Below are 17,273 nucleotides of genomic sequence, written 5' to 3'. Positions count from 1 at the left end.
TCTGCGGGAGTAGCTCAGTTGGTAGAGCGCAACCTTGCCAAGGTTGAGGTCGCGAGTTCGAGACTCGTCTCCCGCTCCAGATTGAAAAAGGAAAGGCTCCGGTCTTTCCTTTTTTTATCCGGGAAAAACCTTTCCGCCATGGCGGGCGGAAAGATGCACGAATCTGCGGGAGTAGCTCAGTTGGTAGAGCGCAACCTTGCCAAGGTTGAGGTCGCGAGTTCGAGACTCGTCTCCCGCTCCAGATAAAAAGGGAAAGGCCCGTGCCTTTCCCTTTTTGCTTTCTGCGCCGGTCACGCTCTCGTCATATGGCTGTCAGCGACACGTCACGATGGGCCTCTAAGCTCTCTCTGTATTCGAGGAGAGCCCACCATGCTGACGGAACACTCATCCGGAAAAGACCTGTTTTGCACCGTTCGGGCCTTGCTGGCCTGGCCGCTCGAGGTCCTCACTCCCTTGTGTTACGTGCCTGATTCGATCGCCGGCCTGGCGCCTGACGACTTCAGTGCAGATCTTCTTTCTGTGCAGGCAGAGGCAACACGCTGATGCCTTCTTCCAGCAGCCCCAGTGCCTCACGCACGCTGGCCATGCCGCGGATGGGACGGGCGGCGGCGTCACCGTAGTGGATCCTGCGGGCTTCGTCGGAAAATCCTGCGCCGACGTCTTCGCTGCTGCGGGCGAGTTCGCGCAGTGCGTCGAGTGGATTCTGCTGTGCGGGTGCCGGCGCTGACGTAGCGCCTGAACGCTGGACATGAGGCGCCGAGGGCAGCCGGCTGACATCACGGCTGCCGCAGTCGGGGCAGCACAGCAGGCCCGTCTGCTGCTGTTCGCTGAAAGACTCCTGCGACGCGAACCAACCCTCGAAACGATGCCCTGCGTTGCAGAGCAGATCCAGCACGATCACGACGATTTTCCTCATTGAAACAAGCGCGCAACGATAGCATGCGGAGCCTTTGCCGCATCGGCGTAGAATCGCGCGTCCCGTTTTTGTTCCTGATCCCGATGCCACGGATATTGCTCGCGCCGATGGAAGGCCTTGTCGACGCTGACATGCGTGCAGTGCTGACACGCGCCAGCCATTACGACTGGTGTGTCACCGAGTTTGCGCGCATTTCAGCCAGTGTGCCGCCGGCGCGTTTTTTCCAGCGCATCGCTCCCGAACTCGCGACTGCCTCGTGCACGCAGGCCGGGACACCGGTTCGCGTCCAGTTGCTGGGCTCGGACCCCGAGCGCATGGGGCGCAGCGCTGCGCGCCTGGCCAGTCTGGCGCCAGCCGGCATTGACCTCAATTTCGGTTGCCCGGCGCCGACAGTGAATCGCCATCGCGGCGGATCCGTCCTGCTTGACGAGCCGGAGCTCCTTGCCAGGATCGTTGCTGCAGTGAAAGCAGGGATTGCCGGCCGCGTGCCCTTGACGGCGAAGATGCGCCTGGGCGTTCGCGACACCAGTCGTGCCATCGAGGCGGCCCAGGCGCTGGTCGAGGGGGGCGCGTCGATGTTGGTGGTGCATGCCCGGACGAAGGAGGAGGGCTATCGCCCGCCGGCCCACTGGCCGTGGATCGCGCGGATTGCCGAGGCGGTTCCGGTGCCTGTCGTGGCGAACGGCGAGGTCTGGCGCGTAGCTGATTATCAGCGGTGCATGGCTGAAGGCGGTCTGCGTGACGTGATGCTGGGCCGTGGCGCGGTGGCTGATCCTTTTCTTGCCGAACGCATTCGGGGCGCGCGCGCATCGGAGCCCGACGCAGAAGACTGGCGTGCATTGCAACCGCTCATTGCCAGCTACTGGGCGCTTGTTTGTGCACGGGTGGAGCCGCGGCATGCTCCCGGGCGCGTCAAGCAGTGGCTGAATCTGCTGCGGCGCAGTTTCCCGCAGGCTGATGCGCTCTATCAGGGGATTCGTCCCTTGCGGCAGGCCGCTGAGGTGTCGCTCGCGCTGAGTGTGGCGGGCGTGATCTGATGTACGCCAATTCTCGCCAGATCCGAAGTGCCCAGACCGCTCCGCATGAGCAACTGACCGCTCTGGTCCTGCGGCATCGTGACCATCCATTCCGCAAGCCGGTCAGTCCCTGGAACCAGGCAGCCTTTGATGAGGCCATGCTGGCCTGGGGCGGCCAAGCACCACTGATTCTGGACGCCGGTTGCGGCGTCGGCTGGAGCAGCCTGCAGCTTGCGCGTCTTTATCCGGATCACTTCGTGTTGGGAGTCGATCAGAGCGAAGACCGTCTGGCGCGTGGCAAACCGGGGAGCGAAGACTGGCCCGCCAACCTGCATTTCGTGCGCGCGGATCTCGTTGATTTCTGGCGCCTGCTTGCCGCACGGCAAATCAGGCTTGCCCGGCACTACATCCTGTACCCGAATCCCTGGCCCAAGATTGGCCATCTCGCCCGGCGCTGGCATGGGCATGCCGTGTTTCCGACCGTTCTTGCGCTGGGCGGCGTGCTCGAGAGTCGCAGCAACTGGCGGTTGTACCTCGAGGAAATGGCGATTGCCCTGAACATTCTGAGCGGGCGCGATGCACGCATTGTCGGAATTGACGCCGCCATGCCGCTGACCCTGTTCGAGCGCAAGTACCGGGACTCGGGGCAGCCTCTCTATCAACTCCTTTTCAACGAGGCCGGGCAGTGAGCGCCGACCTGGATCCCTGTGTCAGTTGTGGCGCCTGTTGCGCCTCGCTGCGCGTCAGCTTTCATCGCAGCCAGCTTCAGTCGGAAGGGGGCTGTGTGCCGGACTCGCTGGCCGACGAGGAGACCGCCAGCACATGCCGCATGCGTGGCACCGATCGCAGTCCGCCGCGTTGCGTCGCGCTTATCGGCACTGTCGGCGAGCGGGTGAGCTGCGGGATCTATACGCAACGCCCTGATCCCTGCCGCGAGTTCGCTGCGCATGGCCTGTTCGGCATTGCGAATGCCGAGTGTTCGCGGGTGCGTCAGCGCCATGGTTTGCCCGCGCTTCAGGCACGCGACCTGCTTCTTTAGCGCTGCGGGGGCGAAAGTGTGAGATTTCGATTCGGCCCTTGTTGTTCGCAGGGCTGCCGTCTATTCAGAAAGTAGCGGGCAGCATCCTTCCTCCGAACGACCTGACTGGAGCACGACAGATGGGCCGACTCATTGACTGGAACAACCTGGGGTCTTCGGCGGGCGGCGCGCTCGCGGAAGTGCGTCTTGAGGCAGGGCAGCAGGCGCCTGTCTTCACCTTGCCTGATGCCGACATGGGGCTTTTCGATCTGGCCTCTGCGCTGCAGCGCAAGATCGTCGTGCTGCATTTCTATCCGCGCGACGCCATGCCCTCCAGCCTGCGGCAGGCGATTGATTTTTCCGAGCAGGAGCGCGAGTTCGCCCGGCTTGGCGCAATGATCGTCGGCATCAGCCTTGATGAATGCATGACCCACGCCGATTTTCGTGACGCCCACGGCATCTCGATGGAATTGCTTTCCGATCCCGAAGGAGAGGTCTGCCGCCTGTACGGTGTGTGGCAGGACCGGCTGGCTGACGGCGTGCTCCGGCCAGCGGTACACCGGGCAACTTTTATCGTTGCCTGCGATGGAAGCGTGCTGCACGCGGATTACAATGTCGATCTGCGTGAGCACACCGAACTGGTTCTTGCGCGGCTGAAATCAATCTCCGGGAGCAAGAATGGAAATCCTCAAGAACACCGTCGTCACGCTTGATTACACTGTGCGCGATCCTGACGGCAACGTCGTGGACGATGGTGCCAATCCGCTGGTTTATCTGCATGGCGGTTACGATGCCATCTTCCCCTTGCTGGAAGAAAAGCTGCATGGCATGAAGACGGGTGAGAAGCTCAACATCAAGCTCCAGCCTGACGACGCTTTTGGCGAATATGACGAAAGCCTGGTGCTCGTCGAAGATCGCGAACTCTTCCCCGCTGATATCGAAGTCGGCATGGCCTTCGAGCGCGTCGGCGACGACGGCGAAGATGACATGGTGTTCCGCATTACCGACATTGCCGACAAGAAAGTCGTGGTGGACGGCAATCACCCCCTGGCCGGCATGGCGCTGGTGTTCGATGTGACCGTCCGTGAAGTGCGTGCCGCTTCGCAGGAAGAACTCGATCACGGTCATGTGCATGGCCCGCATGGGCATCACCACTGATTCTTCCGGTCCGGCAGCGTTGCCGGGCTGAGACGGAAGTGACGGAAGGGCTGCCAGTGGCGGCCCTTCTGCTTTTCAGCACATGCTCGCCGTGAGAGCCTGAGAGCTTCCCGGCTGGAGGGGCGACATGCTGATGCAGATTCCCGAATCCGACACTGTGCGACTCTTCGCGACCGCACTGGCGATCGGCGCGTTGCTGGGGCTTGAGCGCGAACGCAGGCGGTTTGCCGAAGGCGAGGCGCCTTTTGCAGGTATCCGTTCCTTCATCCTGATTGCCGAAACCGGGGCGCTGGCCATGTGGCTTGGCCAGAAGGCGGGAACTTCCCTGATCTTCATTGCCGCGCTGGCAGGTGTCTGCATGCTGATCGCTGCCGCCCATCTGCCGGAGCGTGAGCGCCTGCCCGAAACGCATGCGGCACGCGGCGTGACGACCGAGCTTGCCGCCATCACGACCTTTCTGCTCGGTGGCATGGTCATGGCCGGGCAGGAGGTGCTTGCTGTCGGGCTGGCGGTTGCCAACGCGGCCCTGCTGGCGCTCAAGGCGCCCTTGCATGGGCTGATCCGGAAAATCGGCGAAGACGATCTGCTGGCAGGCCTCAAGCTGCTGGTCGCGAGTTTCATTGTGCTGCCGCTTCTTCCCGATGCGCCGGCGGATCCCTGGCAGGTGCTCAACCCCTACAAGCTCTGGTTGCTGGTCGTGCTGATCTCGGCGCTGTCGCTTGTTGGGTACGTGGCCATGCGCTGGCTGGGCGGCGCTCGAGGAGTGGCCGTGACAGGTTTTGCGGGCGGGCTGGTGTCGTCTACTGCGGTCACATTGTCACTGGCGCGCGACAGCAAAGGTGTGCCGGAATTCGCCGACGCACATGCTGCCGGCATTCTCGTGGCCTGGACCGTCATGTTTTTCCGCGTCGGTGGCATGCTGCTCGTGCTCAGTCCGTCGCTCCTGCATGCCACGGTCTGGCCGCTGGGGCTCATGTGTCTGGCTGGTGTGCTGCCTGCGATCTTTTTCTACCGACGCAGTCTGAAGATGCCTGGCAAGGCCGCCTCCGCCAGCGTGCCCTTGAGCAACCCGTTCAGCCTGCTCTCCGCCTGCCGATTCGCAGCCCTGTTTGCACTGGTCTTGCTGCTCGTCGAATTCGCCCGGCGCAGCTTCGAGGATTCCGGTGTGGTCTTTGTGGCCCTGCTGGCTGGCGCGACGGATGTGGATGCCATCACGCTCTCCATGGTGGATTTCGGCAAGGGAGCTGGCCTGCTGTCACTGGCGGCGACAGCCGTGGCGGTCGGCATTCTCTCGAACACCGCGACCAAGGCGGCCATGTGTTTCGTGCTTGGCAGCCGGGCGCTTGCGCTCAGGGTTGGCGCCACGACGCTGGTGATGTTGATGCTGGGCGCCGGAGCCGTCTGGCTGGGCTGATCAGCGAGAGAGCTTGCCGAGCTGCTTGCGCAGCGAGTTCGTGTTGCTGAACTGCCGCTCCACGATGCGGGCGACATTGCCGCACACCATGTCGCAAAGATCGAAGGTGGCCTGGTCTGCGATCGCGTAAAACACCGCTGTACCTTGCGCACTCCGCGTGACAAGACCGGACTCGAACAGCAGCGCCAGGTGTTTCGATACATTGGCCTGGCCGAGACTGGTGAGTTCGGTGATCTGACCAACATTTTTTTCGCCATTCCGCAGCGTGTTCAGAATGCGAAGCCGGGTGGGTTCCGAGAGCGCACGGAAATAGGCTGCTACATGGGTGAGGGCGGATTCGTCCAGGGCCTGCATCGGGCTATCCTCGGTAAATGAGTGTTCCAGGGGATTATAGATGGGGCAGGAAAATATCGTGCTTAAACGATATTCCCATGAAGTGATGAAATGCTGCTGTCGGAGCGCGCTCCAGGCGACTAGGCTGAATACGAGATCTGCCGGGCCGGAGCAGGGGGCTCACCCCTGTGGCCGGCCCTTGTCGAAATCCACATTTCAGGGGCGCAAGCGATGAAACAGAATGTTGGCAGTGCCGATCGTGCCATTCGTGTCATCGGCGGGCTGGTGCTGGTTCTGCTCGCAGCGACCGGCGTGATCAGTGCATGGGGCTGGCTGGGCCTGATTCCGGTTGCGACCGGCATCATTCGCTTCTGTCCGGCCTACACGCTGCTGGGGATCCGGACATGCTCCCTGAATACCGGCCGGCCGCCGGCGGACGAACGCTAGCGGGGGGGGCATCGGCGCGCAAAAATTCGCCGCCCCGAAAAATTTCTGCATGTGTCTTTACTCTCTGTCCGCACTTCGCTTAGAATCTCGATCCCTCGGGGCGTAGCGCAGTCCGGTAGCGCGCTTGCTTTGGGAGCAAGATGTCGGAGGTTCGAATCCTCTCGCCCCGACCAAGGTTCCGAAAGCGAAGCTCGTTACATCGCTCGGACGGTTGCCCGGGGACCTGCACGACAAGGATCTGCCCGTAGCTCAACTGGATAGAGCAACGGCCTTCTAAGCCGTAGGTTAGGGGTTCGATTCCCTTCGGGCAGGCCAAAATGTAGTACAATCGCAGCATCAGTGGCGGCATTAGCTCAGTTGGTAGAGCACTGGATTGTGATTCCAGTGGTCACCGGTTCGAACCCGGTATGTCGCCCCAAGATTCCGAACGGCCCTGTGAGAAATCGCAGGGCCGTTTTCATTTCTGACAGGCCGGGCGCCAGCAGACGGTACGACGGCGCTTTGACGCGCCGTTCGCTTATCCGATCCTTGCGAAGCGGGGCTGGCGCTGGCCTTTCACTTCGACGGTTTCGACGAACATTGCAAATGGCCTGATCCAGAGGCCCGTGTCGTTGTAGAGCGGGCGATAGACCACCATCGGCTCCAGTGTTTCGCTGTGCCGGGCAATTCCGATCAGTTCGTATTCACCACCCTTGTAATGCCGGTAATGGCCGGCGGGCAGCTGGGGCAGGGGAGGAAGTTTTTCGTCGCTCATGGCGGATCCGCAGTTGCTTGGGGATCCGATTGTCGCGCGAAATGTGATGAAAGTGCCGGGTCAGCGCGCAGGCAGTACCGGTCGGGATGCCAGGGCGGGGCGGCTCGCGCGGAGCTCTTCACGCGATCCATGAGAGCCTGGTTGCGGCCCCGCTGCGGCCAGAATGCCTTCCAGCCAGTGCGTGAGCGGTGCCCAGTCAGGAAGAAGGGTGTCGACTTTTTCGGCAGGCAGATCGAAGAGCGACAGGCCGTGCTCCAGACACTTGCTGTAGGCCTGGGCCATGCGCACCGTGCCGAGCCATTCGAGTTCGTTGGCGTCGGCCCAGGCGCGCACGGTTTCGGCGTTGCGGGTACGCGCATCGATGCGCATGCCGACACAGGCGAGCTTGCAGCGCCCCGCCGCCACGCGCGGGCAGTTGCGTAACTCCTTGACGCTGCCGCTGGCCGAATTGCGGTCGAAAACGCCCCCCGCTGCGGGGATCAGGATGGCATCTGCATGCATGGTGACTTTCATCAGACCGAAACCGTGAAAGCCTCCAGGCGTGTCGAGCACCACGTGTTTGACGCCGGCCGGCGGGCGGGCGAAATTCTTTTCGTCGATCGACCAGCCGTGGATGCGTGCATGTTCCGGTTTGCGCAGGGCAAGCCAGAGGCGAGAAGACTGCAGGCGGTCGATGTCACCCAGCATCACTTCCTCGCCACGACTGGCGAGCCAGGCGGCGATGTGTGTTGCCAGCGTTGATTTGCCGGACCCGCCCTTGCTGTTTACGACGGCTATCACACTCATGCTTGGTTGCTTCCGGAGCAGGAATTCATTGAGGTTCGCTCACATTCTGCATCATGTTGCCTTGGAAAAAACTGCCGGGAAGCGGATGGCCCTGCCGCAGGGCGGATGTTGCGCTGCGCCGGAACACCCGACCGCGATGCTCTCCCGTTCTGAAGAAAAGTCCTTTTTCTTCAAAGGTCAAGCCTTCTGTTCGAGAACCGTCAAGCCCGGTCGCGTTTGACATTGACATGTTCAGGGAGCGTGCACTATGGTTCCGCCACCATTACGGGTCCTGCCCGTGATGGCAAAGGGATGCGGGGCCATCCACGCATCATAAAAATACAAGACAGATTCAGGAGACAACATGCAAAGCAAGATTCTGGGGGGCGCCGCCCTCCTGTTCATGGTCGCCCATGCTCAAGGGGCGACTGACTATCCGGCCGGCTACACTAAGTGTGCCCAGGCGACTGGTGCGACCTGTTCGATGAGCGGAACGCGATCCGTGGCCCTGGGCAAGTCCGGCAGTTTCGTCTATGCGACGAAGACCGGCGCGTTTGCCTGCACACCGGGGGCTTTCCCGACCAACAGCTTTACGACTTCGGCCTGGTGCTCTTACGGCGAGCTGAGCGCCACGTCGAGCAGCTCCAGTGTTGCCAGCTCGTCTTCCAGCAGTTCGGTTGCCGCGAGCAGTTCCAGCGCGGCCAGCAGTTCATCCAGCGTGGTGTCGAGCAGCAGCTCCGCTGCCAGTTCGAGCGTTGCGTCCAGCGCTTCGAGCGCATCATCATCGACGGCCTCCGGCATCGATGCGCAGACGCTGACCGGGGCGACCACGCCGTTCCAGAGCGCCAAGTACGGCGTCCGGGACTACTCGGCGCCGGTGCTGGTCAACGGCCTGCATGATCCCTCGAATTACAAGGCCGCGCCCAAGTTGCCGACCTGGCAGTTCGCCACCGTGGATCCCACCGGCGGTGTGCTGAGCTTCGAGCGCGCCACGGCGCCCCAGAATGGCTGGCATACCTGGTCGCGGTCCGGCAAGGTGCTCGTCACGGGTGGTTCGGCCGCGGCTTCCAACCGGATCTACACGGTGTTCAACGGGCAGCAGCTGGTGGCGGCGATCAATGAAGCCCAGAACGAGCCGAAGATCATTCGCGTTGTCGGGCATATCGATCTGCGGTGGAGCAGCAACAACACCGTGTTCCGCGAATACACGAGCTATTCGGACCAGAAGTTCGGTGGTTCGATCATGATCCCGTCCAACACCACGCTGGTTGGTATCAACGACAAGAGCGGAAACCCTGCGCGCATCACCGGCACCTCGATCCTGATCGGTTCGGAGCTTCCGCTGACCGCGGGTGGGGATCCGGAAGTCGACTTCAAGGCCTGGGTCGCTGCCGGCAAGGACGGCGAAGCCTATCCGACCTGGACGCGCAACGTGATCATCCGCAATCTCCGGATCGACGCGCCGTGGGATGTCAATCCGGAGGATTCGGGCAATGCGTATGCTGACGGCATGACCCTGTCGCGTGCGCAGAACATCTACATTGATCATGTCTCAATGTCTGATGGCGATACGCCGGATTCGCTTGCTTCGGACACCCGTCATGACGGCCTGCTCGATATCGTGCGCGGTTCCGACTACGTGACGCTGACCAACAACTATTTCACCAAGCATCACAAGACGACCCTGATCGGCAATGGAGATTCGGGCCGTGCCTGGAGTGATGACGGCCGGCTGCATGTGACGCTGACCGCGAACTGGTGGGATGGCGCCGGCGCGCGTCTTCCGCTCAACCGCTTCGGTCAGGTTCACATCTTCAACAACCTCGTCTCGGGCAGCACGAGCACTTCTGACAGCGACATGAAATTCGAAGCCGGATCGGATGCGCGTTATCAGTCGAACCAGTTGCTGGCCAACAACTACTACCAGTTCAGCGGCATGAAGCTGTCGGAAGCCTGCGGCAAGCTCATCAAGGGCAAGGACTACAAGGCTTTCCGCTCGTCCGGCCATCTGTTCGTCAGTGACAAGGCCGACAGCACGCTCGGCATTGCTGCCGGCGTCGTGACCGCCTGGGACGGACAGTGCAGCATGACCGCGCCCAGCGGCTCGGATGCCTGGACACCTCCCTACAGCTACACGCTGCAGTCCGCAGCCGCCACGCTGACCTCGGTTCAGGGCAACGCGGGAGCAGGCAAGCTGAAGTAATGCGACGGCGGAAGCCATCATGAAGCCGGGAGGCCTGCCATGCCAGTGGCGGGCCTCTTTTTTTTCGCGTCCTGTTTCATGCCGGCGCAGGAGGGCGCGCGTGTCTTACCATGCGCACTTTGTTGAAGGCCGGATTGCTTTCGTGACGACACCGCTCGAGCTGAACTACCTTGCCGCTTATCCGCAGGCGTTGCGTGATCAGGTTGCCGCGCTTTGGGCGGCGGGAAAGCTGGGCGAAGCCCTGCTGGCGCGCTATCCGGTCGCTCATGTGGTGAAGGACGACCGTGCGCTTCACGCCTATGTTGACCGCCTTCGCCAGACAGCCCTGCGCAATTCGGCGCCCTTGTCGCGCGTTTGTTTCGACTCGCGTCTGCAGACGCTGCGCAACGCGCTGGGCACGCATACGGCGATTTCCCGCGTGCAGGGCGGAAAGCTGCGCGCCAAGCGCGAGATTCGTGTGGCGAGCGTGTTCCGTGAGGCACCGGAAGCCTTCCTGCGCATGATCGTCGTGCATGAGCTGGCGCATGTGAAGGAGCGCCAGCATGACAAGGCCTTCTACCAGCTCTGCTGCCACATGACTCCGGACTACCACCAGCTGGAGTTCGATGTGCGGACCTGGCTCTGCCATGTGGAGGCCGGCGGCTCGCCGCTGTGGCCTTCCTCCGGACAGGCCCGCCTACATGCGCTGAAAGATGAATGAGGTGAAATAGACGCTCTTGACGCCGTTCCTGGTAGAGGTTTCGAGTTCGGCGTTGAAGTCTTCGAGTAGGTCAGCCGCGAGCGTGTCGCGGATGTCTTCCCGGCGCAGATCTTCCGGTTTGAGGCTGCCCACGATCTGGATGACGTGGTGCTGCAGCACGGGCTTGAACGCCTCGATCAGCTTCGCCGCCTCGGGATTGGCCGGTACGGCCACCATCTGGAGCTGGAGCACGAACCCGCCCCGACCGGTCGGGCCCACATTGAGCACGAAGTTCATCGGGGTTTCGGCGGGTGCGCCCCCCCCTCCGCCACTGTTGGCGAGGGCCGGGCCTGTCGGCAGGACGAGGCAGGCGAAGGTGGCGATGCAAAGGGTTGCGCGCCGCATCAGGGCGCCTGGGAGGCTGGTCATCCCGAACTCCGGGGGAATTGAAAGCAGGGCCGGCTGGCTTACGCCGGCACTTCAATATCGGCAGTGCGGGAGCGGTCTTGAGTCATCCGGCCCAAAGGCCGGGAGCGCGTTCAGCGTTTGTCGAGATAGCGGACGGCGATGTATTTCACGCTGATGCGCTCCGGGCCGACGTCGAAACCCATGCCCATGCCGAAACCGCGCCGGCCGAAGCCGTTGTTGAACATCAGGCTCGAAGAGGGCATGGACCGCCCGGGCAGGATCTGCTCGATCAGCGCATCGGCGCCGGCCTCGCGGGCTTTCTCGACGACGCCGGACTCGATCCGGTGATGATCCTCATCGGCGTAGAGACCGCGCGGATCCTCGATATAGCCGAGGATTTCATAGGGGCGGGAGGGCTCACCGTTGAACCACACATCAAGGCCCTGATAGCTGAAGCGGCTGCCGCCCTTGCCGGGGTGCACGTTTTCGCTCGCCTCATGCGGGTAGAAGCGCGTGGTGGAGCAGGCGCCGAGAACCAGCAGCGCCGCGGCGAGGGCAAGTCTGCAGCGAAGAAGGCGTTTCATCATCAATCCTGCCTTTCCTTGTTTCCGGTCCGGGCGCCCGGGTTCAGGACGTCCGTTCGAAGGTGTTGCACTGGCGGATGTCGCCGCCCTCAAAGCCGGTGCGGAACCAGCGCATGCGCTGGGCCGAGCTGCCGTGGGTGAAACTGTCCGGCGTGACATAGCCGCGGGCGTTTTTCTGCAGTGTATCGTCTCCGATCGCACTGGCGGCCCCCATCACGCTTTCGATGTCACCGGCTTCCAGCACCTTGCGCTGCTGGTTGGCCTTGTTGACCCAGACGCCTGCGAAGCAGTCCGCCTGCAGTTCGAGCCGGACTGACAGCGCATTGCTCTCGCGCTCCGATGCGCGCTGACGCGCCTGCTGGACCTTGCCCGAGATGCCCAGCAGATTCTGCACATGGTGGCCCACCTCGTGTGCAATCACATAGGCGCGTGCGGCGTCGCCCGGAGCATGGAAGCGCCGCTCCATTTCGTCGAAGAAGGACAGGTCGAGGTAGACCTTCTGGTCACCCGGGCAGTAGAAGGGCCCCATGGCCGCTTCCCCGCTGCCGCAGGCGGTGGGGGTGGCATTGCGGAACAGCACAAGTTTCGGGTCGCGGTAACTTCGTCCCTCTGCCTGGAAGATCTGCTGCCAGGTGACTTCGGTGTCCCGCAGCACCTGGGCCACGAAGCGTCGCTCCGTCTGTTCGCTGGCGCTCTCCCTGACCGGGGCGGAAGGCGCCTGAGCCTCGGCCTGGCTGCCGCGGTTGAGCATCTGTGCGCCATTGATCACGACCGAGGGATCAATGCCGAAGAAATAGGAGGCCGCGAGTGCGACCACGATGGTGCCGATGCCCACCCCGGCGCGGCCACCGGGCAGGCCCCCGCCACCACGGCGGTCCTCGATGTTGCTGCTTTCCTCGTTGTCCAGACGCATGGTTTTCTCCCCGGTTTGTGCGGGATCTGCATCCCGTGACTGGCTGGCTCGATGATCCGGTTTGTGACCCGTTCTGGCAATGTGCTCAGGCGCCGATTCCGTTGTAATCCGTTTCCTGCGGGGCCTCGGCCGCTGGTGCCAGGTCGGGCAGGGCTGGCAGTCCGATCCGGGCTCGCACCCGGTTGCAGTCCGGGTTTGCACGGCCATCGGGCAACCAGGCGTCGAATTCGCGACAGGGGCCGGGGCGTTGCGGATAGATGCTGCAACTGACCGACTCCCCGGTGCGCCCGGTCAGCGCGATGCAGCGGACGGGATGCGGGTGGGTGCCCCGCATGGCACGCAGATGCAGATTCAGCGGCTCGGTCAGCGCGGCGGGCACATGGCCGCCGGGCGCGTCATCGGCTTCAGCCCAATAGAAGGAAACGCGGAAGCTGCAGCAGCAGGCGCCACAGCTGACGCAGGGATTCGGAGTGTCCGGATGTGTCATGGCAGGCACGGATTCTACGAGAGATGCCGCATGTTTCAAGCGCGCCCGTCAGGCTTCGCTGAGCGCTGCGGCGGGCCGTGATGGCCGGTGGCTGATGCGGCCTGCCGTGCGGGCGGGACGTGCGCGCGAAGTCACTGTCAGCGTCCTGCAAGAAAGATCGGTTATTCTGGTAAACCCTTAGTCTTGTTTGACGTAAATTCTTGTCAATTGTGCGCACGGCAAGCCTGCCGGTGCTTGGAAAACCGGGGTCGAACTGCTCTACTGCGCGGGCTTCGGCGAAGTGCGGCCATCCGGCAGGTCTCGCGCCCGTCCTCCCCCTGAAAGGAAAACGATGAAGATGCAACTGGTCACTCTGGCCCTGGTTTCCCTGGGGCTCTGCGCTCCGGTCCTGGCTGCGACGCCGGCCGAGCAGGTCTGGCGACAAGCCGCGCCCGCCGATGGCTGGGCCGGCGCTGAAGGCGGTACCCAAGGGGGATCGACGGCGGCGGCAGACCGTGTGTTCCGCGTCAAGGACATCGCCGGCCTGCGTGACGCGCTGGGCGGCAACGACAGCGCACCGCGCATCGTCGTCATCGAAGGGCTGATCGATGCGACCGGAGGCGAAGCGTTTTCGAGCCCTGAAGATCAGGCCCGGCGCGTGCTGGTTCGCGTGCCGTCCAATACCACGCTGATCGGGGCCGACAAGTCCGCCGGCTTCGTGAATGCCAACCTGATGCTCAAGGGCGTGGACAACGTGATCCTGCGCAACTTCAGCATCGAGACGCCCTGGGATGCTTTTCCTGTATGGGATCCGAAGGATGGTCCGGCCGGACACTGGAACTCGGAGTATGACGGCGTCACGATCGACAACGCCCGCCACGTCTGGGTCGATCATGTGCTGATCACCGATGGTCGCCACACCGATGACCAGAACGGCATGGCCAACGGTCAGGAAGTGCAGCACCACGATGGTTCGCTCGATGTGAAGAAGGCCAGCGACTTCATCACCATTTCCTGGAGCGTGTTCCGCCTGCATGACAAGAACAACCTGATCGGCCACAGCGACAAGTCGAGCGCGGATGCCGGTCACCTGCGCATCACCTTCCACCACAACCTGTTCGACAACATCACCCAGCGCGCGCCACGGGTCCGTTATGGTCAGGTTCATCTCTACAACAACGTGCACACCGGCAGCAAGACGCATGCGGTCTATCCGCATCAGTACAGCCATGGTCTGGGCGTCGAGTCGAGCCTGATCTCGGAAGCCAACGTGTTCGATATCGAAGGCGCAAAGGATGTCTGCGACATCGTCAAGGCTTTCGGTGGTACGCGCTATGAAGACCGCGGCAGCCTCATCAACGGCAAGCCGATGGATCTCACGCCGGTCTGCAAGAACTTTGGTGACGGGCTGCAGCCGGCTGGCTGGAAGCCGCCTTACGCTTACACGCTGGACAAGCCCGAGGGGCTGGCGGGGGCCGTGAAGGCCGGTGCCGGGCCGCGCTGAGCGATCGGTTTCGCCGCATGTCGCGCCGGGAAGGCCTGCCTCGTGGCAGGCCTTTCTGCATTCAGGGCCGGTGCTGCCAGAGTTGCGTCAGCGGAATCCTGATCATCGCCTTGCCGGGGGCGATGACGGCTGCGATGGCGAATTCCGCCTCGCTGGTCTGACGGATCGGCACCTTTGTGTTGCGCATGCCTTTCGGGTCGATCAGGCTCGCCACGCTGGGCTTGAAGGGGTGCGCGCCGCGCTTGAAGACGACGGCCAGCTCGCCGTTGGCCAGTTTGACCAGCGTACCGGGCGGATACATGCTGACCAGGCGGGTGAGCAGCGGGCCGAAAGGGTTGCCGCTGGCTTCGGTGTAGACCGACAGGATCTGGCGCACGGCTTCGTTGCCCGAGAGCTGGGGGCGATAGACGCGCGGGCTCAGCATCGCGGTAAAGACGTCACAGACATGGATCAGGCGGGCGATTTCGCTCATGTCGCGCGTCTTGCGCGGATAGCCGCATCCATCCGGCCGCTCATGATGCTCGAGCACGGCACGCAGCCATTCGTCATCCTGCACGCCGCAGCCGATGAGCAGGCGGGCGCTCTCGGCCGGATGCTGGTCCACGATCTGCTGCTGCTCCGGGTTCAGTGAATCGCGCTGGCGCGAGAGCTGGTGCTGCAGGGTATGCATGCCAGCGTTCATGGTCATCGCGGCGCACAGGGTGCTGATGCGGCGATCGTCATCCCAGCCCATGGACTGCGCCAGCATGTCGGCCAGGATGGCCGCCAGCACGGCGTGCCGCGCCGGATAGGGATCCGGTTCGCCCAGCTGGATCATCGCCAGCGTGGCGTCCGGACTGTGCTCGGCGACCCAGGAGAGGCGTTCGGCCTCACGTTCGACTTCATGCTGCAGGCTGCCGTCACGCGGCAGGTGGCTCAGCAGGTAAGCCAGGTTGGCGCTGACCGAGGCCACGATGTGGAAGGGCTCGTAGGGCGGCTCGCGGCCCTCCAGCGATGCGAGGTATTCCACCTCGTCGACATAGACGCCACGCTCGGCCAGCTCGCTGGCCTGGGCCGGATCGCTGACCACATTGCCCTTGCGCAGCAGCAGCTGCCCGCCCGAGTCGAACACGTCCCAGGGCAGGGCCTTGCCCAGCACGATCTGCTCCGGCGTCAGTTTGTGAAAAGCGCGCATCGCGGTGTCCAGTTCATCCCGGTTTCCAGCAGGGAGTTAACGGCGAGGCCGGCAGGCGGCTTGAGTTGTTCGGGACTGCGGGGCTGGCGCAACACTTGCGGGCCTGATGGTGCGGGCGGCGCTGCCGGAAGCGGGCGATGGCGTCGTGGCGGGCGCATCATGAGGGCTCGAAACGGACCGGGAACCCCGATGAACGCGCTGGCTGCCGCACTGCTGACGATGCTGATGGCCACCGCTGCGCAGGCAGCACCCGATGTGGCGAGCACCTACGGCCTGACCGGGTTCGGCACCGGCACCACGGCGGGTGAGGGCGGTGCGATCGTGCGCGTCACGACGCTGGCCTCCGATGGTGAAGGCTCGCTGCGCGAAGCCCTGCGCCGGAGCGGGCCGCGAATCATCGTGTTCGAAGTCGGCGGGGTGATTGATCTGGGGCTCAAGTCGCTGGTGCTCGATCAGCCCTTCGTGACGATTGCCGGCCAGACGGCGCCTTCGCCCGGCATCACGCTGATCCGTGGGGGGCTGGAGATCCGCAGCCATGACGTGCTCATGCAGCACATCCGTTTCCGCATGGGCGACGGTGGCCTGCCGCCCTATACCAGCCCGGATTTCGGCAAGGGCTGGGATGTGGATGTGACGACCAATGGCCGCAACGCCTACAACATTGTCATCGACCACTGCAGCTTCGCTTGGGCGGTGGACGAGAACCTCTCGGTGTCCGGCCCGCGTTATGACGGACCGGAAGGGACCTCCCGCCGAGTCACCCTGTCGAACAACATCATTGCCGAGGGGCTGCTGCGTTCGACCCATTCCAAGCGCGAGCCGCACTCCAAGGGCACCCTGATCCACGACATGGTGAGCGAGGTGGCCGTGGTCGGGAATCTCTATGCGCACAACGATGACCGCAACCCGATGTTCAAGGGCGGTGCGAGCGGCGCGGTGGTCAACAACCTGATCTACAACCCGGGACGCATCGCGATTTCAGCCGGCGCGGCCATGGCCGAGTGGGAGGGGCGTACGCCGCCGCCTCCACCCCGCATCGCGGTGGCGGGCAATCATCTCCTGGGCGGAGCGGATTCCCGCCTGCGCGCGTTGGTGATCGCCAACGTCAGCAAGCGCTATGGCGAAGGGCCGGCCGACGTCTGGTTTGATGACAACCGCCTCGAGGCGACTGCGGCCGGCGCACTGCTGCCCGAGGCCGGGCCGCTGGTGCGTCGTCTCGAGGCCGCACCGGTCTGGCCCGAAGGGCTTCGTGCCCGACCGGTCGGTGAGGTGAAGGACGCCGTGCTCGCAGGTGCCGGCGCGCGCCCGCTGGACCGCGACGCGGTCGATCAGCGCATCGTGGCGGAGGTGCGCGAAGGGCGCGGCCGCATCGTCGACAGTCAGAACGAGGTCGGTGGCTATCCGCCGACGGGTGAGGCCGTTCGCCGTCCGCTGGTGCTGCCGGCCGCTGACATCGGCAGCTGGTTGCGCAGGCTCTCGGATGCGCTGATCGTTTCCGGACCGGAGCGCACGCCGTGAGGC

21 protein-coding genes and 5 tRNA genes are annotated in these 17,273 nt (G+C 63.5%); 16 read left to right on the top strand and 10 right to left on the bottom strand.

Annotation, left to right across the window (positions count from 1 at the left end):
- Positions 1-3 precede the first annotated feature (3 nt).
- Both ABDB87_RS02380 and ABDB87_RS02375 read left to right on the top strand, forming a co-directional pair.
- Positions 4-79 (top strand) — tRNA-Gly (locus ABDB87_RS02380).
- Positions 80-165: 86 nt separating this feature from the next.
- Positions 166-241: transfer RNA gene (locus ABDB87_RS02375), tRNA-Gly, on the top strand.
- 258 nt (positions 242-499) lie between these two features.
- On the opposite strand, the gene ABDB87_RS02370 is transcribed toward ABDB87_RS02375, so the two are convergent.
- Entirely contained in the window at positions 500-916 is a 417-nt protein-coding gene (locus tag ABDB87_RS02370) for a DUF1178 family protein (protein WP_345923761.1), read from the bottom strand.
- Positions 917-999: 83 nt separating this feature from the next.
- Between ABDB87_RS02370 and ABDB87_RS02365 the strand changes: the two genes are divergently transcribed.
- From ABDB87_RS02365 to ABDB87_RS02340, 6 genes are all read left to right on the top strand, one after another.
- A complete protein-coding gene (locus ABDB87_RS02365; protein WP_345923759.1) occupies positions 1,000-1,953 on the top strand; it encodes a tRNA dihydrouridine synthase in 954 nt (317 codons plus the stop codon).
- On the top strand, positions 1,950-2,621 hold the full coding sequence (gene trmB / locus ABDB87_RS02360) for a tRNA (guanine(46)-N(7))-methyltransferase TrmB (protein WP_345924670.1): 672 nt from the start codon (positions 1,950-1,952) through the stop codon (positions 2,619-2,621). The genes ABDB87_RS02365 and trmB overlap by 4 nt, the downstream gene beginning before the upstream one ends.
- Entirely contained in the window at positions 2,618-2,971 is a 354-nt protein-coding gene (locus tag ABDB87_RS02355; protein WP_345923757.1) for a YkgJ family cysteine cluster protein, read from the top strand. The genes trmB and ABDB87_RS02355 overlap by 4 nt, the downstream gene beginning before the upstream one ends.
- 119 nt (positions 2,972-3,090) lie before the next feature.
- Positions 3,091-3,663, top strand: coding sequence for a peroxiredoxin (locus tag ABDB87_RS02350; RefSeq protein ID WP_345923756.1), 573 nt, complete (start codon positions 3,091-3,093; stop codon positions 3,661-3,663).
- Positions 3,629-4,108 (top strand): FKBP-type peptidyl-prolyl cis-trans isomerase, encoded by a 480-nt coding sequence (locus ABDB87_RS02345; protein ID WP_345923754.1) that lies wholly within the window; start codon positions 3,629-3,631, stop codon positions 4,106-4,108. The genes ABDB87_RS02350 and ABDB87_RS02345 overlap by 35 nt, the downstream gene beginning before the upstream one ends.
- 127 nt (positions 4,109-4,235) lie before the next feature.
- Positions 4,236-5,522: an MgtC/SapB family protein gene (locus ABDB87_RS02340; RefSeq protein ID WP_345923752.1), complete on the top strand. Its 1,287-nt coding sequence runs from the start codon at positions 4,236-4,238 to the stop codon at positions 5,520-5,522.
- Here the strand turns inward: ABDB87_RS02340 and ABDB87_RS02335 are convergent, their stop codons facing one another.
- Positions 5,523-5,876: an ArsR/SmtB family transcription factor gene (locus tag ABDB87_RS02335; RefSeq protein WP_345923750.1), complete on the bottom strand. Its 354-nt coding sequence runs from the start codon at positions 5,874-5,876 to the stop codon at positions 5,523-5,525.
- Between the two features lie 210 nt (positions 5,877-6,086).
- Between ABDB87_RS02335 and ABDB87_RS02330 the strand changes: the two genes are divergently transcribed.
- From ABDB87_RS02330 to ABDB87_RS02315, 4 genes are all read left to right on the top strand, one after another.
- Positions 6,087-6,302, top strand: coding sequence for a YgaP family membrane protein (locus ABDB87_RS02330; RefSeq protein WP_345923748.1), 216 nt, complete (start codon positions 6,087-6,089; stop codon positions 6,300-6,302).
- A gap of 96 nt (positions 6,303-6,398) precedes the next feature.
- Positions 6,399-6,475 (top strand) — tRNA-Pro (locus ABDB87_RS02325).
- 65 nt (positions 6,476-6,540) lie between these two features.
- Positions 6,541-6,617, top strand: a tRNA-Arg gene (locus ABDB87_RS02320).
- Positions 6,618-6,644: 27 nt separating this feature from the next.
- A tRNA-His gene (locus tag ABDB87_RS02315) sits at positions 6,645-6,720 on the top strand.
- Positions 6,721-6,819: 99 nt separating this feature from the next.
- Here ABDB87_RS02315 and ABDB87_RS02310 read toward each other — a convergent pair.
- From ABDB87_RS02310 to ABDB87_RS02300, 3 genes are read right to left on the bottom strand one after another with little or no spacing between them, the layout of a single operon-like run.
- On the bottom strand, positions 6,820-7,056 hold the full coding sequence (locus tag ABDB87_RS02310; protein ID WP_345923747.1) for a DUF1653 domain-containing protein: 237 nt from the start codon (positions 7,054-7,056) through the stop codon (positions 6,820-6,822).
- Between the two features lie 60 nt (positions 7,057-7,116).
- Positions 7,117-7,842 carry a ParA family protein gene (locus tag ABDB87_RS02305; RefSeq protein WP_345923745.1) on the bottom strand — a complete coding sequence of 242 codons (726 nt, stop codon included), beginning with the start codon at positions 7,840-7,842 and terminating at the stop codon, positions 7,117-7,119.
- A gap of 25 nt (positions 7,843-7,867) precedes the next feature.
- Positions 7,868-8,065 (bottom strand): hypothetical protein, encoded by a 198-nt coding sequence (locus ABDB87_RS02300; protein ID WP_345923743.1) that lies wholly within the window; start codon positions 8,063-8,065, stop codon positions 7,868-7,870.
- A 120-nt stretch (positions 8,066-8,185) separates the two neighbouring features.
- Here ABDB87_RS02300 and ABDB87_RS02295 point away from each other — a divergent pair, with 120 nt between their 5' ends.
- Together ABDB87_RS02295 and ABDB87_RS02290 are read left to right on the top strand one after the other, a co-directional pair.
- Positions 8,186-10,024 carry a pectate lyase family protein gene (locus tag ABDB87_RS02295; RefSeq protein ID WP_345923741.1) on the top strand — a complete coding sequence of 613 codons (1,839 nt, stop codon included), beginning with the start codon at positions 8,186-8,188 and terminating at the stop codon, positions 10,022-10,024.
- A 142-nt stretch (positions 10,025-10,166) separates the two neighbouring features.
- Positions 10,167-10,724, top strand: a complete 558-nt coding sequence (locus tag ABDB87_RS02290) for a YgjP-like metallopeptidase domain-containing protein (protein ID WP_345924668.1) — start codon at positions 10,167-10,169, stop codon at positions 10,722-10,724.
- On the opposite strand, the gene ABDB87_RS02285 is transcribed toward ABDB87_RS02290, so the two are convergent.
- The 4 genes from ABDB87_RS02285 to ABDB87_RS02270 form a co-directional block, all read right to left on the bottom strand.
- Positions 10,701-11,132: a flagellar basal body-associated FliL family protein gene (locus ABDB87_RS02285; protein ID WP_345923739.1), complete on the bottom strand. Its 432-nt coding sequence runs from the start codon at positions 11,130-11,132 to the stop codon at positions 10,701-10,703. The genes ABDB87_RS02290 and ABDB87_RS02285 overlap by 24 nt on opposite strands.
- Positions 11,133-11,242: 110 nt before the next feature.
- Positions 11,243-11,698 (bottom strand): hypothetical protein, encoded by a 456-nt coding sequence (locus ABDB87_RS02280; RefSeq protein WP_345923737.1) that lies wholly within the window; start codon positions 11,696-11,698, stop codon positions 11,243-11,245.
- Between the two features lie 40 nt (positions 11,699-11,738).
- Positions 11,739-12,608: a KPN_02809 family neutral zinc metallopeptidase gene (ypfJ, locus tag ABDB87_RS02275; RefSeq protein WP_345923735.1), complete on the bottom strand. Its 870-nt coding sequence runs from the start codon at positions 12,606-12,608 to the stop codon at positions 11,739-11,741.
- Positions 12,609-12,693: 85 nt separating this feature from the next.
- A complete protein-coding gene (locus tag ABDB87_RS02270; RefSeq protein ID WP_345923733.1) occupies positions 12,694-13,095 on the bottom strand; it encodes a YkgJ family cysteine cluster protein in 402 nt (133 codons plus the stop codon).
- A 331-nt stretch (positions 13,096-13,426) separates the two neighbouring features.
- On the opposite strand from ABDB87_RS02270, the gene ABDB87_RS02265 reads away from it, so the two are divergent.
- A complete protein-coding gene (locus tag ABDB87_RS02265; protein WP_345923731.1) occupies positions 13,427-14,578 on the top strand; it encodes a pectate lyase family protein in 1,152 nt (383 codons plus the stop codon).
- 61 nt (positions 14,579-14,639) lie between these two features.
- Here ABDB87_RS02265 and ABDB87_RS02260 read toward each other — a convergent pair whose 3' ends face one another.
- Positions 14,640-15,752, bottom strand: a complete 1,113-nt coding sequence (locus ABDB87_RS02260; protein ID WP_345923729.1) for an HD-GYP domain-containing protein — start codon at positions 15,750-15,752, stop codon at positions 14,640-14,642.
- A 189-nt stretch (positions 15,753-15,941) separates the two neighbouring features.
- Here ABDB87_RS02260 and ABDB87_RS02255 point away from each other — a divergent pair, with 189 nt between their 5' ends.
- The gene (locus tag ABDB87_RS02255; protein WP_345923727.1) at positions 15,942-17,270 is read left to right on the top strand and encodes a pectate lyase family protein; all 1,329 of its coding nucleotides are present in this window, start codon (positions 15,942-15,944) and stop codon (positions 17,268-17,270) included.
- Positions 17,271-17,273: the final 3 nt, after the last annotated feature.

The organism is Uliginosibacterium paludis, from assembly GCF_039631355.1.
Lineage (GTDB): Bacteria > Pseudomonadota > Gammaproteobacteria > Burkholderiales > Rhodocyclaceae > Uliginosibacterium > Uliginosibacterium paludis.
Note: the sequence above shows the minus strand (reverse complement) of the source record. Positions and strands in the feature narration are given on the sequence as shown.

Coding starts and splice junctions, on each gene's coding strand:
- ABDB87_RS02370 (WP_345923761.1), bottom strand. CDS start 916: ATGAGGAAAATCGTCGTGATCGTGCTGGATCTGCTCTGCAACGCAGGG.
- ABDB87_RS02365 (WP_345923759.1), top strand. CDS start 1,000: ATGCCACGGATATTGCTCGCGCCGATGGAAGGCCTTGTCGACGCTGAC.
- ABDB87_RS02350 (WP_345923756.1), top strand. CDS start 3,091: ATGGGCCGACTCATTGACTGGAACAACCTGGGGTCTTCGGCGGGCGGC.
- ABDB87_RS02345 (WP_345923754.1), top strand. CDS start 3,629: ATGGAAATCCTCAAGAACACCGTCGTCACGCTTGATTACACTGTGCGC.
- ABDB87_RS02340 (WP_345923752.1), top strand. CDS start 4,236: ATGCTGATGCAGATTCCCGAATCCGACACTGTGCGACTCTTCGCGACC.
- ABDB87_RS02335 (WP_345923750.1), bottom strand. CDS start 5,876: ATGCAGGCCCTGGACGAATCCGCCCTCACCCATGTAGCAGCCTATTTC.
- ABDB87_RS02330 (WP_345923748.1), top strand. CDS start 6,087: ATGAAACAGAATGTTGGCAGTGCCGATCGTGCCATTCGTGTCATCGGC.
- ABDB87_RS02310 (WP_345923747.1), bottom strand. CDS start 7,056: ATGAGCGACGAAAAACTTCCTCCCCTGCCCCAGCTGCCCGCCGGCCAT.
- ABDB87_RS02305 (WP_345923745.1), bottom strand. CDS start 7,842: ATGAGTGTGATAGCCGTCGTAAACAGCAAGGGCGGGTCCGGCAAATCA.
- ABDB87_RS02300 (WP_345923743.1), bottom strand. CDS start 8,065: ATGTCAAACGCGACCGGGCTTGACGGTTCTCGAACAGAAGGCTTGACC.
- ABDB87_RS02295 (WP_345923741.1), top strand. CDS start 8,186: ATGCAAAGCAAGATTCTGGGGGGCGCCGCCCTCCTGTTCATGGTCGCC.
- ABDB87_RS02285 (WP_345923739.1), bottom strand. CDS start 11,132: ATGACCAGCCTCCCAGGCGCCCTGATGCGGCGCGCAACCCTTTGCATC.
- ABDB87_RS02280 (WP_345923737.1), bottom strand. CDS start 11,698: ATGATGAAACGCCTTCTTCGCTGCAGACTTGCCCTCGCCGCGGCGCTG.
- ypfJ (WP_345923735.1), bottom strand. CDS start 12,608: ATGCGTCTGGACAACGAGGAAAGCAGCAACATCGAGGACCGCCGTGGT.
- ABDB87_RS02270 (WP_345923733.1), bottom strand. CDS start 13,095: ATGACACATCCGGACACTCCGAATCCCTGCGTCAGCTGTGGCGCCTGC.
- ABDB87_RS02265 (WP_345923731.1), top strand. CDS start 13,427: ATGAAGATGCAACTGGTCACTCTGGCCCTGGTTTCCCTGGGGCTCTGC.
- ABDB87_RS02260 (WP_345923729.1), bottom strand. CDS start 15,752: ATGCGCGCTTTTCACAAACTGACGCCGGAGCAGATCGTGCTGGGCAAG.
- ABDB87_RS02255 (WP_345923727.1), top strand. CDS start 15,942: ATGAACGCGCTGGCTGCCGCACTGCTGACGATGCTGATGGCCACCGCT.